Annotated in this window: 12 protein-coding genes; 6 read left to right on the top strand and 6 right to left on the bottom strand. The window is 66.7% G+C overall.

From position 1 onward, the window contains the following. Positions 1-920 (top strand): M48 family metallopeptidase (locus F3J14_RS29165; protein WP_168736350.1); only part of this gene is annotated, 920 nt, incomplete at its 5' end. Positions 921-971: 51 nt separating this feature from the next. Here F3J14_RS29165 and F3J14_RS29160 read toward each other — a convergent pair. Next, positions 972-1,916 (bottom strand): AraC family transcriptional regulator, encoded by a 945-nt coding sequence (locus tag F3J14_RS29160; protein WP_166725891.1) that lies wholly within the window; start codon positions 1,914-1,916, stop codon positions 972-974. 229 nt (positions 1,917-2,145) lie between these two features. On the opposite strand from F3J14_RS29160, the gene F3J14_RS29155 reads away from it, so the two are divergent. Next, a complete protein-coding gene (locus tag F3J14_RS29155) occupies positions 2,146-3,198 on the top strand; it encodes an NAD(P)-dependent alcohol dehydrogenase (RefSeq protein WP_006755229.1) in 1,053 nt (350 codons plus the stop codon). 111 nt (positions 3,199-3,309) lie between these two features. On the opposite strand, the gene F3J14_RS29150 is transcribed toward F3J14_RS29155, so the two are convergent. From F3J14_RS29150 to gatC, 5 genes are all read right to left on the bottom strand, one after another. After that, entirely contained in the window at positions 3,310-4,083 is a 774-nt protein-coding gene (locus F3J14_RS29150; RefSeq protein WP_166725890.1) for an exodeoxyribonuclease III, read from the bottom strand. A 50-nt stretch (positions 4,084-4,133) separates the two neighbouring features. Beyond that, a complete protein-coding gene (locus F3J14_RS29145; RefSeq protein ID WP_166725889.1) occupies positions 4,134-4,973 on the bottom strand; it encodes a polyphosphate kinase 2 family protein in 840 nt (279 codons plus the stop codon). Between the two features lie 126 nt (positions 4,974-5,099). Continuing rightward, positions 5,100-6,572 carry an Asp-tRNA(Asn)/Glu-tRNA(Gln) amidotransferase subunit GatB gene (gene gatB, locus F3J14_RS29140; RefSeq protein ID WP_166725888.1) on the bottom strand — a complete coding sequence of 491 codons (1,473 nt, stop codon included), beginning with the start codon at positions 6,570-6,572 and terminating at the stop codon, positions 5,100-5,102. Between the two features lie 4 nt (positions 6,573-6,576). Beyond that, complete coding sequence (gatA, locus tag F3J14_RS29135; protein ID WP_166725887.1) at positions 6,577-8,067, bottom strand: Asp-tRNA(Asn)/Glu-tRNA(Gln) amidotransferase subunit GatA; 1,491 nt, start codon at positions 8,065-8,067, stop codon at positions 6,577-6,579. A 66-nt stretch (positions 8,068-8,133) separates the two neighbouring features. Then, positions 8,134-8,433 carry an Asp-tRNA(Asn)/Glu-tRNA(Gln) amidotransferase subunit GatC gene (gene gatC / locus F3J14_RS29130; protein WP_006477478.1) on the bottom strand — a complete coding sequence of 100 codons (300 nt, stop codon included), beginning with the start codon at positions 8,431-8,433 and terminating at the stop codon, positions 8,134-8,136. A gap of 366 nt (positions 8,434-8,799) precedes the next feature. Between gatC and F3J14_RS29125 the strand changes: the two genes are divergently transcribed. The 4 genes from F3J14_RS29125 to mrdA form a co-directional block, all read left to right on the top strand. Beyond that, the gene (locus F3J14_RS29125) at positions 8,800-9,843 is read left to right on the top strand and encodes a rod shape-determining protein (protein ID WP_004189550.1); all 1,044 of its coding nucleotides are present in this window, start codon (positions 8,800-8,802) and stop codon (positions 9,841-9,843) included. A 139-nt stretch (positions 9,844-9,982) separates the two neighbouring features. Then, the gene (mreC, locus tag F3J14_RS29120; RefSeq protein WP_166725886.1) at positions 9,983-11,050 is read left to right on the top strand and encodes a rod shape-determining protein MreC; all 1,068 of its coding nucleotides are present in this window, start codon (positions 9,983-9,985) and stop codon (positions 11,048-11,050) included. Further along, on the top strand, positions 11,047-11,559 hold the full coding sequence (gene mreD, locus F3J14_RS29115) for a rod shape-determining protein MreD (protein ID WP_006755847.1): 513 nt from the start codon (positions 11,047-11,049) through the stop codon (positions 11,557-11,559). The genes mreC and mreD overlap by 4 nt, the downstream gene beginning before the upstream one ends. Positions 11,560-11,677: 118 nt before the next feature. Next, the coding region (gene mrdA, locus F3J14_RS29110) for a penicillin-binding protein 2 (RefSeq protein ID WP_166725885.1) at positions 11,678-13,715 on the top strand (2,038 nt) is incomplete at its 3' end.

Here is a 13,715-nt window from a genome sequence, read left to right as displayed (position 1 = left end):
CCACGACGCTCTTCCGCTCTCCGTCCACGCCGGCGGCTATCGTTGCGCCGTCTGCCGCCGAAGCCGCGCAGCCGAGCGGCGCGGCCGTGCCGACGAAAGCCTATACGCCGACATCGCAGCAGGTCCGTTACGGCAATGCGATCGCGTTCCGTACGCTGATCCCGTCGCCGCTGCTCGAACAGGTGACCGCGAGCGAATACGCGCAGATCGTGCAAGCGGCCGCCGACAGCGACCGCCTGCTGCCCGCGAACCAGCCGCGCGTGAAACGCCTGCGCGCGATCGTCCTGAAGCTGGCGCCGTATTCGGTGAAGTGGAACGATCGCGTGAAGAACTGGGCGTGGGACGTCAACGTGATCCGCTCGCGTGACATCCGCATCGCGTGCCTGCCGGGCGGCAAGGTGCTCGTGTACGGCGGGATACTCGATCGCGTCCGCCTGAACGACGACGAGCTCGGCGTGCTGATCGCGCACGGCATCGCCCATGCGCTGCGCGAACACGCGCGCAGCAATCTCAGCGCGGCGTCGCAAACGTCGCTGCGCGCGGCCTCGCTGCCGCCGCTGTTCGGCGTCGGCGATCCGCTGCCGCAGGCGCTGAACCTCGGCGCACGTCTGCAGACGCTGCGCTACGACCCGACCGACGAAACCGAAGCCGACGTGATCGGCGGCGACATCGCCGCCCGCGCGGGCTTCGATCCGCGCGCGGCGATCACGCTGTGGGAGAAGCTCGCGGCGGCGACGCGCGCGAACAAGACATCGGGTTTCATCTACATGCATCCGTACGGCGCGACGCGGCGGCAGGATCTGCTGAACCGCCTGCAGGACCTGATGCCGCTGTATGCGAAGGCGACGGGCAAGCGCGTCGACACGCTGCCCGACTATGCGGGCATCAGCGCGCAGCGGCGCAAGATCGTGCGGCGCTGAGCGTCGCAGGCCTCGGCTTTCCCTCGGGCATCGCCGGCGCGTGACGCGGCGCTACGCGCCGACGTCCGATTCGACCGGCCGGCTGCCGCTCTCGCGCATCCAGCGCACTTCGTCACCGGGGCTGCGGCCGAACAGCCGCTTGAACTCGCGGCTGAACTGCGACGCGCTCGCATAGCCGACCCGCGCGGCGGCGGCACCCGCGCCGACGCCGTCCTGCACCATCATCAACCGCGCCTGGTGCAGGCGCGCGGCCTTCACATACTGCATCGGCGACGTCGCCGTCACGTGCTTGAACTGCGCGTGGAACACCGCGAGGCTCATCCCGGCCTCGCGCGCGAGCGTCTCGACATCGAGATCGGCCTTCAGGTCCGCATGGATGCGCCGCAGCGCCTTCGCGACGCGGCCGAAATGATGCTGCTGGGCGAGCGCCGCGCGAATCGCGTCGCCCTGTGCGCCCGTCAGCACGCGGTACGCGATCTCGCGCATGATCGCCGGCCCGAGCACGCACGTGTCGTGCGGCGACGCGAGCGCTTCGAGGAGTCGCACCACCGCGTCGGCGAGCGGCGCATCGAGCGGCGTCGAATAGACGCCGTGCGGCTCGCTGATCGCCGCGCCGAGCGTCTCGTCGAGCAGGATCGCGAGTTCGGCGATCACCGCGAGATCGACGCGGATCGAGATCGCCAGAAACGGCTCGTCCGGGCTCGCGAAGGTTTCGCATTCGAACGGCAGCGGCACCGACAGCACGAGATACTGCTGCGCGTCGTAGACGAACGACCGGTCGCCGAGATAGCCGAGCTTGCGGCCCTGGCACACGACGATGATGCTCGGCTCGTACAGCACCGGCATGCGCGGCACGGGCCGGCTCACGCGGAAGAAGCGCACGCCGTCGAGCGCCGCCAGCGTATCGCCCTCGTTCGGCGCCAGGCTCGAATGCAGCTCGATCATGCGGCGCCGCACACGGTCGCCCATATCGTCGAAAAGGGGCTGGAAGCTCATCGGCGTCGTCCTGTCCGGCAAGAGAATCTGGCTTGCAATGTAGCACTTTTGAAAGCATTTTGACGGCCGTTCGCGCGCAATTCGAGAGGAATGGGCAAATCTTCCAGACCTTCGTGTATTTCGCCGCGGCGGCTCGCTCCGTACGATGGGCACCTGTCTCGCCGCGTCGCCACATGGCGCGGCGGCAGTCTGTTTCGCCGGATGTTTTCCCGGACAAGGAGCCCCCTGCATGAGCACAACCTACGCTTACGCGGCGACCGATGCGCAATCGCCGCTCGCCCCGTTCGAATTCCAGCGCCGCGCGCTGCGCGACCTCGACGTCCAGATCGAGGTGCTCTACTGCGGCGTCTGCCACTCGGACCTGCACCAGGCCCGCAACGAATGGCGCAACACGATCTACCCGGTCGTGCCGGGCCATGAAATCGTCGGCCGCGTGACCGCGACCGGCCCGCAGGTGTCGCGCTTCAAGGTCGGCGAGCTGGTCGGCGTCGGCTGTCTCGTCGATTCGTGCCGCACCTGCCCGAGCTGCGCGGAAGGCCTCGAACAGTATTGCGAAAACGGCTTCGTCGGTACCTACAACGGCCAGGACCGCGTGACGGGCGACATCACCTACGGCGGCTATTCGACCCAGCTCGTCGTCGACGAGGCGTTCGTGCTGCGCGTGCCCGAGACGCTGGACCCGGCCGGCGCCGCGCCGCTGCTGTGCGCGGGGATCACGACCTACTCGCCGCTGCGCCAGTGGAACGTCGGGCCCGGCAAGAAGGTCGGGATCGTCGGCCTCGGCGGGCTCGGCCACATGGGCGTGAAGCTCGCGCGCGCGATGGGTGCGCACGTCGTGCTGTTCACGACCTCGCCGTCGAAGATCGAGGACGGCAAGCGGCTCGGCGCGCACGAAGTGGTGATCTCGAAGGACGAAGCGCAGATGAACGCGCACCTGAACAGCTTCGACTTCATCCTGAACACGGTGGCCGCGCAGCACGACCTGAACCCGTTCCTGCACCTGTTGAAGCGCGACGGCACGATGACGCTCGTCGGCGCGCCGGAGCACGACCATCCGTCGCCGCAGGTGTTCAACCTGATCTTCAAGCGCCGCCGTCTCGCGGGATCGCTGATCGGCGGGATCGCGGAAACGCAGGAAATGCTCGACTTCTGCGCGGAGCACGGCATCACGTCGGACATCGAAACGATTCCGATGCAGCAGATCAATGCCGCTTACGAGCGCATGCTCAAGAGCGACGTGAAGTATCGGTTCGTGGTGGACATGGCGTCGCTCAAGCAGTAAGGCAGCAAGCGCCGCCCCCAAGCGAAACGGGCCGCATGTTCGACATGCGGCCCGTTTTGCATCCGGCAACCGGTTGGCTCGGCCGCTACGCGCATCGCGTAGCGCCGACGATCACTTCTTGTAGTCGTAATCGACCGTCAGCGGCGCGTGATCGCTGAACTTGATGTCCTTGAAGATCGACGTGCGCTTCGCGGTGCCGGCCACGCCCGGCGTCGCGATCTGGTAATCGATCCGCCACCCGACGTTCTTCGCATACGCCTGGCCGCGGTTGCTCCACCACGTGTACTGCTCGGGGCGCGGGTCGAGCGTGCGGAATACGTCGACATAGCCGACATCGTCGAACAGCTGCGTGAGCCACGCGCGCTCTTCCGGCAGGCAGCCCGAGTTCTTCTGGTTGCTCTTCCAGTTCTTGATGTCGATTTCCTTGTGGACAATGTTCACGTCGCCGCACAGGATCACCTCGCGCCTGCTCTTCAGCTCGGCGAGATGCGGCATGAATTCGTCCATGAAGCGGTACTTCGCCTGCTGACGCTCTTCGCCGCTCGAGCCGGACGGCACGTACACCGACACGACCGACAGCTTGCCGTAGCGTGCCTCGACGTAGCGCCCCTCGGCATCGAATTCGCTGCTGCCGAAGCCGATGATCACGTCATCGGGCTCGTGGCGGCTGTACACGCCCGCGCCGCTGTAGCCCTTCTTCTCGGCGTGGTGGAAATAGCTCCTGAAGCCATGCGGCTCGACGAAGTCGGCCGGCAGGTCGTCGGCCGATACCTTGATTTCCTGCACGCACACGCAGTCGGCGTTCTGTTCGCCAAGCCATTCGAAAAAGCCCTTCTTCGCGGCGGAGCGGATGCCGTTCAGGTTGGCGGTAATCACTCGCATCATGTCGGGTTCCGTTGTTCAGTTCAGTTCGATGTGTTTGACAGGATCGCAGCCTAGCGGATCTTCACGCCTTCGAGCTCCGGCTTCGGCGGCGGGAATTCGAGCTTCATGTCGGTCATCGTGCGCAGCAGCAGCTCGGCGATCATTACGTTGCGATGGGTTTTCGAGTTCGCCGGGATCACGTACCACGGCGCATGCTCGGCCGACGTCGCGGCGAGCGCGTCGCGGTACGCCGACTGGTATGCATCCCAGTGCTTGCGCGCGTCGAGATCGGAGATGTCGAACTTCCAGTGCTTGGTCGGATCGTCGATGCGTGCCTGCAGCCGCTCGCGCTGCTCGTCCTTCGAGATGTGCAGGAAGCACTTGACGATCGTCGTGCCGTTCTCCGCGAGCATCGTCTCGAAATCGCGGATCTGCCGGTAGCGGCGCTCGCATTCCTTGTCGCTGATGAGATCGAGCACGCGCGGCACGAGTACGTCCTCGTAGTGGCTGCGGTTGAAGATCGCGAGTTCGCCCGCAGCCGGCGCCTGCGCGTGCACGCGCCACAGGAAGTCGTGCGCGGCCTCGATCGGCGTCGGCGCCTTGAACGGCACGATGCGCAGGCCGAGCGGATCGACGTCGCGAAACACCGCGCGCACGGTACCGTCCTTGCCGCTGGTGTCCATCCCCTGCAGCACGAGCAGCACGCGCTTCTTCTGCTGCGTGTGCAGGCGCTCCTGCTGCACGTCGAGCTCCGTCGACACGGCGGTGAGCCGTTCGCGGTCGGCATCCTTCGACCCCGCCGAGAACGGCTTCGCAGCCGGATCGAACGCTTCGAGCTTGAATGCGGCAGCTTCCTTGTCACGCGCGCTGTACGGCACGCGGAAATCGTCGAGCGACGGTTGTTTCGCCATTCATTCCTCCGTTGGACGGTGCGATGCACACGCGCACACGATAACGCATGCACCAAAGCGACGGGCCGCCCCGAACAGGTTCGGCGGCGGCCCGTCGTCAGGCGCGGTTCAGGCGCGCTGTCATGTTCAGCCGAGCTTCTTCTTCAGCAGTTCGTTGACCTGCTGCGGATTGGCCTTGCCCTTGGTCGCCTTCATCGCCTGGCCGATCAGCGCGTTGAACGCCTTTTCCTTGCCCGCGCGGAATTCCTCGACCGACTTCGCGTTCGCCGCGAGCACCTCGTCGATGATCGCTTCCAGCGCGCCGGTGTCGGAGATCTGCTTCAGGCCCTTCGCGTCGATGATGCGGTCGGCCGCGGCATCGTCGGTCGCCTTCTCGTCCCAGATCGCCGAGAAGATTTCCTTCGCGATCTTGTTCGAGATCGTGCCGTCGGCGATGCGCTGCAGCACCAGCGCGAGCTGCGCTGCCGAGACCGGAATCGCGTCGATCTCGATGCCGTCGCGGTTCAGCTGCGACGACACGTCGCCCATCAGCCAGTTCGCGGCGATCTTCGCGTTCGCCGCGCCGGCCTTCGCGACCACGGCCTCGAAGTACGCGGCCATCGCCTTGCTCGACGTCAGCACGCCCGCGTCGTACGCGGACACGCCATATTGCTCGACGAAGCGCTGCTGCATCGCGGCCGGCAGTTCGGGCATCCCGGCCTGCACGCGCTCGATCCAATCCTGGCCGATCACGAGCGGCATCAGGTCGGGGTCGGGGAAGTAGCGGTAGTCGTGCGCATCTTCCTTGCTGCGCATCGAACGCGTCTCGCGCTTGTCCGGATCGTAGAGGCGCGTTTCCTGCACGACTTCGCCGCCGTCCTCGATCAGCTCGATCTGGCGACGCACTTCGTAGTTGATCGCTTCTTCAAGGAACCGGAACGAGTTCAGGTTCTTGATTTCCGCGCGCGTGCCGAACTTTTCCTGGCCGACCGGTCGCACCGACACGTTCGCGTCGCACCGGAACGAGCCTTCCTGCATGTTGCCGTCGCAGATGCCGAGCCACACGACGAGCGCGTGCAGCGACTTCGCATAGGCCACGGCCTCGGCCGCGCTGCGCATTTCCGGCTCGGTGACGATCTCGAGCAGCGGCGTGCCCGCGCGGTTCAGGTCGATCCCGGTCATGCCGGCGAAGTCTTCATGCAGCGACTTGCCCGCATCTTCCTCGAGGTGCGCGCGGGTGAGGTTGACCGTCTTCTCGTACGCTGGCTTGCCGGCCTTTTCGTTGGCGGGCACCTGGATCGTGATCTGGCCGCCCTGCACGACCGGAATCTCGTACTGGCTGATCTGATAGCCCTTCGGCAGATCGGGGTAGAAATAATTCTTGCGCGCGAAGATGCTGCGCGGCGCGATGGTCGAGCCGATCGCGAGGCCGAAGCGGATCGCCCGCTCGACCGCGCCGCGATTCAGCACCGGCAGCACGCCCGGCAGCGCCAGGTCGACCGGGCACGCCTGCGTGTTCGGCTCGGCGCCGAACTGCGTCGGCGCGCCGGAGAAAATCTTCGAGACGGTCGACAGTTGCGCGTGCGTCTCGAGACCGATGACGACTTCCCATTGAGTCATATGCTTACACCCCCGCCGGAACTTGCTTGTGCCAGTCGGTCGCGCGCTGGAACGCGTCGGCGACCTGCAGCATCCGGGCTTCGTTGAAATAGTTGCCGATGATCTGCAGACCGACCGGGCGTTTCGCGTTCGCGCCCGCGCCGAAGCCGCACGGCACGCTCATGCCGGGCAGGCCGGCGAGGCTCACCGACAGCGTGTAGATATCCGCGAGATACATCTGCACCGGATCGTCGCCCTTCGAGCCGAGATCCCATGCGACCGTGGGCGAGGCCGGGCCCATGATCACGTCGCAGGACTTGAACGCCTCCTGGAAATCCTGCGCGATGATGCGGCGGATCTTCTGCGCTTGCAGGTAGTACGCGTCGTAGTAGCCGTGCGACAGCACGTAAGCACCGACGAGAATCCGGCGCTTCACCTCGGGGCCGAAGCCTTCGGCGCGCGACTTCTTGTACATGTCGAGCAGGTCGCCGTACTGCGCGGCGCGGTGGCCGAAGCGCACGCCGTCGAAACGCGACAGGTTCGACGACGCCTCGGCCGGCGCGATCACGTAGTACACGGGGATCGACAATTCGGTTTTCGGCAGCGACACGTGCACGAGCGTCGCGCCGAGCGCCTCGTACTGCTTGAGCGCCGCGTCGATCGACGCACGCACGTCGTCGGCGAGGCCGTCGCCGAAATACTCGTTCGGCAGACCGATGCGCAGCCCGGCAAGCGGCTTGCCCGCATCGTTGCCGGCCGCCCACGGCTGGCCGAGGTGGCGCGTGAAATCCTCGTCTTCACGCTCGAGGCTCGTCGAGTCGCGCTCGTCGAAGCCGGACATTGCGTTCAGCAGCAGCGCGCAGTCGGACGCGCTCTGCGCCATCGGGCCGCCCTGGTCGAGCGACGACGCGAACGCGATCATCCCGTAGCGCGACACGCGGCCGTAGGTCGGCTTGATGCCCGTCACGCCCGCGAACGACGCGGGCTGGCGGATCGACCCGCCGGTGTCGGTGCCGGTCGCGGCCGGCGCGAGGCGCGCGGCGACGGCGGCCGAGCTGCCGCCCGAGCTGCCGCCCGGCACCGCGTTGGTATCCCACGGGTTCTTCACCGCGCCGAACGCGGAGTTCTCGTTCGACGAGCCCATCGCGAACTCGTCCATGTTGGTCTTGCCGAGCGTGACCATGCCGGCCGCCTGCAGGCGGGCGACGACGGTCGCGTCGAACGGGCTCTCGTAGTTCGCGAGCATCTTCGAGCCGGCGGTCGAGCGCCAGCCGCGCGTGACGAACACGTCCTTGTGCGCGATCGGCAGGCCGGTCAGCGCGCCGCCCGCGCCGCGCGCGAGTTCGGCGTCGGCGGCCTTCGCCTGCGCAAGGGTGAGGTCGGCGTCGACGTGGACGAACGCGTTCAGGTCGCGTGCCGCGTCGATCCGTTTCAGGTAGAGCTGCGCGAGCTCGACGGCCGAGCATTCCTTGGCGGCGAGCGCGGCGCGCAGTTCGGTCAGGCTTTTTGCGTGCATTGAGTGGTTTTCCTGGGAATTCTGGGTGGCGCGCGGCGCGGCGCCCGCGCGCTTGTCATCGAATGTTTACTCGATCACCTTCGGCACCAGATAGAGGCCGTCCTGGACGGCCGGCGCCGGACGCTGGTTGTCGTCGCGATTGACGACTTCCGTCACGGCGTCGTCGCGCAGGCGCTGCGCGACTTCCTGGATCTGTTCGATCGGGTGGGCGAGCGGCGCGATGCCGGCGGTGTCGACCGCCTGCATCTGTTCGACGAGGCCGAAGAATTCATTGAGCTGGCCGAGCATGTGCTCGGCGTCGGCGTCGGCCATTTCGAGTCGCGCCAGGTGCGCGATGCGTTTCACATCGGTCAGGGTCAGGGCCATGCGATCACCGGAAAAACAAGGCTGCGCGGCGCATCAAAAGCAGCGCCGCAGCGGGGGTTGGAGGGTGCGATCCCACCCTCAAAAATCGGGGCCGAAGCGGCAAAAATACCGCCCGTTTCGATTCAAATACCGTGAAATTATAAGGTATCATTACGCGTTCGACCCAAACCCGGCAGCCTTTTCCCGCACCGTTTCGCCTCGTTTCGGCAAGCCGTGCGTGCTTCGTGCGATCCCCGGTAGACATCACTCGCAGCTTCGTGCGCCGCGGCGGCCGCTTCCGCCACGCTTCCCGAGGCTGTTATTTTTTCCGCTGCCGCCCTCAGCGCTCGCTATGCAGGGCCGGCCCAGAGCGAAACAGGATTCTGAATGTTCGGTTTTTTGCGCAGCTACTTCTCCAACGATCTCGCGATCGACCTCGGCACCGCAAACACCCTGATCTACATGCGCGGCAAGGGCATCGTGCTCGATGAGCCCTCCGTCGTGTCGATTCGCCAGGAAGGCGGCCCCAACGGCAAGAAAACGATCCAGGCGGTCGGCAAGGAAGCCAAGCAGATGCTCGGCAAGGTGCCGGGCAACATCGAGGCGATCCGCCCGATGAAGGACGGCGTGATCGCCGACTTCACCGTCACCGAGCAGATGATCAAGCAGTTCATCAAGACGGCGCACGAGTCGCGCATGTTCTCGCCTTCGCCGCGCATCATCATCTGCGTGCCGTGCGGCTCGACCCAGGTCGAGCGCCGCGCGATCAAGGAAGCGGCGCACGGCGCCGGCGCATCGCAGGTCTACCTGATCGAGGAGCCGATGGCGGCCGCGATCGGCGCGGGCCTGCCGGTGTCGGAAGCCACCGGCTCGATGGTCGTCGACATCGGCGGCGGCACGACCGAAGTCGGCGTGATCTCGCTCGGCGGCATCGTGTACAAGGGCTCGGTGCGCGTCGGCGGCGACAAGTTCGACGAAGCGATCGTCAACTACATCCGACGCAATTACGGGATGCTGATCGGCGAGCAAACCGCCGAGGCGATCAAGAAGGAAATCGGCTCCGCGTTCCCGGGCTCCGAAGTCAAGGAAATGGAAGTGAAGGGCCGCAACCTGTCGGAAGGCATTCCGCGCAGCTTCACGATCTCGAGCAATGAAATCCTCGAAGCGCTGACCGATCCGCTGAACCAGATCGTGTCGTCGGTGAAGATCGCCCTCGAGCAGACGCCGCCGGAACTCGGCGCCGACATCGCCGAGCGCGGGATGATGCTGACGGGCGGCGGCGCGCTGCTGCGCGACCTCGATCGCCTGCTCGCGGAAGAAACCGGCCTGCCGGTGCTCGTCGCCGAAGACCCGCTCACCTGCGTCGTGCGCGGCTCGGGCATGGCGCTCGAGCGCATGGACAAGCTGGGCAGCATCTTCTCGTACGAGTGATCGCCGAGTGATCGCCTAAGCAGTCCCGTTTGATATGACGCACCCGCGGCGTGGCCGGATCGCTCGTTCAGAACGAACCGCCACGCCGTTTGCGCGTCTGAGCATTATTTAACCGATCACCACGCGCCCGGCGCCGACCATGGAATACAGTCCGCCGCCCCTCTTCAAGCAAGGTCCGCCCGCGCTCGCGCGGCTCATCTTCTTCGTCGCCCTCGCCATCGCGCTCCTCGTGTCGGACGCGCGCTTCAGCACGCTCGAAATCGTCCGCGGCGTGCTCGGCACCGTGCTGTACCCGCTGCAGCGCGCGGCCCTCGTGCCGCGCGACCTGTTCATGGGCGCGGCCGACATCGCCGTCACGGGTTCATCGCTGCGCCACGACAACGACGCGCTGCGCAAGCGCAACCTGCAACTGTCCACTCAGGCCAATCAGGCCGCCGTGCTCGCGCAGGAAAACATGCATCTGCGCGCGGTGCTCGAGCTGCGCCAGCACATCGCGACGCAGTCGACCCCGGTCGAGATCCAGTACGACACGAGCGACCCGTTCACGCAGAAGATCGTGATCGGCCAGGGTTCGCAGCAAGGCATCCAGAACGGCTCGCCGGTCGTCAGCGAGGACGGCGTGGTCGGCCAGGTCACGCGCGTGTTCCCGCTGCAGTCCGAAGTCACGCTGATCACCGACCGCGATCTCGCGATTCCCGTGCAGGTGCTGCGCACCGGCCTGCGCAGCGTGATCTATGGCACGCCGAAGGGCGATTCGCTCGATCTGCGCTTCGTGCCGACGAGCTCGGACCTCGTCGCGGGCGACGAGCTCGTCACGAGCGGCCTCGACGGCGTCTATCCGCCGGGCCTGCCGGTCGCGAAGGTCGTGCACGTCGACAAGCTCGCCGATACCGCGTTCGCCCGCGTGACCTGCGCACCAGTCGCCGCCGTGCGCGGCGCGCGCCAGATGCTCGTGCTGCATTACCAGAACGACGTCCCGCCGCGGCCGGCCGAGCTCGAGCCGGCCGCCGACAAGAACGCGAAGGGCAAGAAGGCTGCGAAGGCCGCCGCGAAGGGCGAGAAAGCCGAGAAGGCCGACGCGAATGCGAAGCCGGCCGCCGCGGCCGCACCCGGCGCGAAACCCGCGCCGGCGGTGCCCGCCGCTCCGGCCCAGCCCGCTGCCGCGCCCGCGAAGCCCGCGGCCGGGCAACCAGGAGCCCAGCGATGAACCGTCCGCAATACATCCTGCAGCCGGTCAACCCGTACTTCATCGTCTTCAGCCTCGCCGCCGCGTTCCTGCTGAACCTGATGCCGTGGGGCCGCCTGCCCGGCGTGCCCGATTTCGTCGCGCTCGTGCTGCTGTTCTGGAACATCCATCAGCCGCGCAAGGTCGGGATGGGCGTCGCGTTCGTGCTCGGCATCCTGATGGACGTGCATGACGCGGGGCTGCTCGGCGAGCACGCGCTCGCCTATACGCTGCTGTCGTACGGCGCGATCACGATCCACCGCCGCGTGCTGTGGATGCCGATCGGCGTGCAGGTGCTGTATGTCACGCCGCTGCTCGTCGTCGCGCAGCTGGTGCCGTTCGTGATCCGCCTCGTAATGGGCGCCGCGTTTCCCGGCTGGCGCTATCTGGTGGACGGCTTCGTCGAGGCCGCGCTGTGGCCGATCGCGAGCCACCTGCTGCTGATGCCGCAACGCCGCCCGGTCGACCCGGACGATACGCGCCCCATCTGAGCCGCACCGGGACCGACCTTGAACACCCACCGCCCCTACGCCCGCCGCGCGCCGCGCTCCGGGGCGGCCCCTCGCCCGCGCGCGCTCGCCGCGCGTGGGCCGGATCAAATGTAACCGCATGACCGAATTCAACGACACCCAACAGCAGCTCTCGAAGTTCCGCCTGCGCGTCGCGGCGGCGGGCGTGTTCGTGTTCGTCTGCTTCGGGCTGCTCGCGAGCCGCTTCTTCTACCTGCAGCTGATGCAGCATGGCAAATACGCGCTGCAGGCCGAGGAAAATCGCATCTCGGTCGCGCCGATCGTACCGAACCGCGGGATCATCACCGACCGCAACGGCGTGGTCCTCGCGAAGAACTATTCGGCGTACACGCTCGAGATCACGCCGTCGAAGCTCGACGACACGCTCGACAACACGATCGACAAGCTGTCCGAGATCATCCCGATCGACGCACGCGACCGCCGCCGCTTCAAGAAGCTGCAGGAAGACTCGAAGAACTTCGAGAGCCTGCCGATCCGCACGCGCCTCACCGACGCGGAAGTCGCGCGCTTCACCGCGCAGCGCTTCCGCTTCCCCGGCGTCGACGTGCGCGCGCGGCTGTTCCGCCAGTACCCGCTCGGCATGACGGCCGCGCACGTGATCGGCTACATCGGCCGGATCTCGAAGCGCGACCAGGATCGCATCGATGCGATGAGCGACGACAACGACAGCGACCAGGAACATTACGATCCGCGTCGCGACGCGAACAACTACAAGGGCACCGACTACATCGGCAAGATCGGCGTCGAGCAGAGCTACGAAGCCGAGCTGCATGGCCTCACGGGCTTCGAGGAAGTCGAGGTGACGGCCGGCGGCCGGCCCGTGCGCACGCTGTCGCGCACGCAGGCGACGCCCGGCAACAACCTGGTGCTGTCGCTCGACATCGGGCTGCAGCAGGTCGCCGAGCAGGCGTTCGCCGGCAAGCGCGGCGCGCTCGTCGCGATCGAGCCGAAGACGGGCGACGTGCTGGCGTTCGTGTCGTCGCCGAGCTTCGACCCGAACTCGTTCGTCGACGGCATCGACCAGCAGACCTGGGACGAGCTGAACAACTCGCCCGACAAACCGCTGCTGAACCGGCCGCTGCACGGCACCTACCCGCCCGGCTCGACGTACAAGCCGTTCATGGCGCTGGCCGGCCTGACGCTCGGCAAGCGCACGCCGGGCTGGGGCTTCCAGGATCCCGGCTACTTCACGTTCGGCGGCCACACGTTCCGCAACGACGTGCGCTCGGGCCAGGGCTGGGTCGACATGAACAAGGCGATCATGGTGTCGAACGACACCTACTTCTACATGCTCGCACGCGACCTTGGCGTGAACGCGATCGCGAACTTCATGAAGCCGTTCGGTTTCGGCCAGATCACGGGCATCGACATCCAGGGCGAGGCGCGCGGGATCCTGCCGTCGACCGACTGGAAGAAGAAGGCGTTCAAGAAGGCCGCGCAGCAGAAGTGGTTCGACGGCGAAACGATCAGTCTCGGGATCGGCCAGGGCTACAACTCGTACACGATCCTGCAGCTCGCGCATGCCACCGCGACGCTCGCGAACAACGGCGTCGTGATGAAGCCCCACCTCGTGAAGGAAGTCGAGGATCCGATCTCGCGAGCACGCCACCTGACCGTGCCGAAGGAAAGCGAAGTGATCCCGCTCAAGCAGGGCGACATCGACGTCGTGAAGCGCGGGATGGAAAACGTGATCGAGAATCCGTCCGGCACCGCGTACAAGGTGTTCCGCGGCGCATCGTACCTCGCGGCCGGCAAGACCGGTACCGCGCAGGTGTTCTCGCTGCAGGGCTCGAACTACAAGGGCCACCTGCTCGCCGAACACCTGCGCGACCACGCGCTGTTCATCGCGTATGCGCCGGTCGACCATCCGCAGATCGCCGTCGCGCTGGTTGTCGAAAACGGCGGCTGGGGTGCGCAGGCCGCGGGCCCGATCGCGCGCCGCGTGCTCGACTACTACCTCGTCGAACGTCAGAACCCGAAGAACGAGGCCGCGGCCGTGGCCGCCGCCGCGTCGGCGACCGAGCCGGTAAGCACGCCCGTGGTCGGCGACACATCGAAGCCCGCCGCCGTCGCGGCCGGTTTCACCGCGCTGCCGCAGCCGGTCGTGCCGACGGCGG

Origin of the sequence: Burkholderia sp. Tr-862 (genome assembly GCF_011753085.1) — a bacterium.
Lineage (GTDB): Bacteria > Pseudomonadota > Gammaproteobacteria > Burkholderiales > Burkholderiaceae > Burkholderia > Burkholderia ambifaria.
The sequence above is the reverse complement of the archived record's forward strand: the minus strand, read 5'-3'. Positions and strand labels throughout refer to the sequence as shown.

Excerpts from the sequence above, each read along its gene's own strand:
- gatB (WP_166725888.1), bottom strand. The coding sequence starts at position 6,572 with ATGACTCAATGGGAAGTCGTCATCGGTCTCGAGACGCACGCGCAACTG.
- gatA (WP_166725887.1), bottom strand. The coding sequence starts at position 8,067 with ATGCACGCAAAAAGCCTGACCGAACTGCGCGCCGCGCTCGCCGCCAAG.
- F3J14_RS29155 (WP_006755229.1), top strand. The coding sequence starts at position 2,146 with ATGAGCACAACCTACGCTTACGCGGCGACCGATGCGCAATCGCCGCTC.
- mreD (WP_006755847.1), top strand. The coding sequence starts at position 11,047 with ATGAACCGTCCGCAATACATCCTGCAGCCGGTCAACCCGTACTTCATC.
- F3J14_RS29145 (WP_166725889.1), bottom strand. The coding sequence starts at position 4,973 with ATGGCGAAACAACCGTCGCTCGACGATTTCCGCGTGCCGTACAGCGCG.
- F3J14_RS29160 (WP_166725891.1), bottom strand. The coding sequence starts at position 1,916 with ATGAGCTTCCAGCCCCTTTTCGACGATATGGGCGACCGTGTGCGGCGC.
- mreC (WP_166725886.1), top strand. The coding sequence starts at position 9,983 with ATGGAATACAGTCCGCCGCCCCTCTTCAAGCAAGGTCCGCCCGCGCTC.
- F3J14_RS29150 (WP_166725890.1), bottom strand. The coding sequence starts at position 4,083 with ATGATGCGAGTGATTACCGCCAACCTGAACGGCATCCGCTCCGCCGCG.
- gatC (WP_006477478.1), bottom strand. The coding sequence starts at position 8,433 with ATGGCCCTGACCCTGACCGATGTGAAACGCATCGCGCACCTGGCGCGA.
- F3J14_RS29125 (WP_004189550.1), top strand. The coding sequence starts at position 8,800 with ATGTTCGGTTTTTTGCGCAGCTACTTCTCCAACGATCTCGCGATCGAC.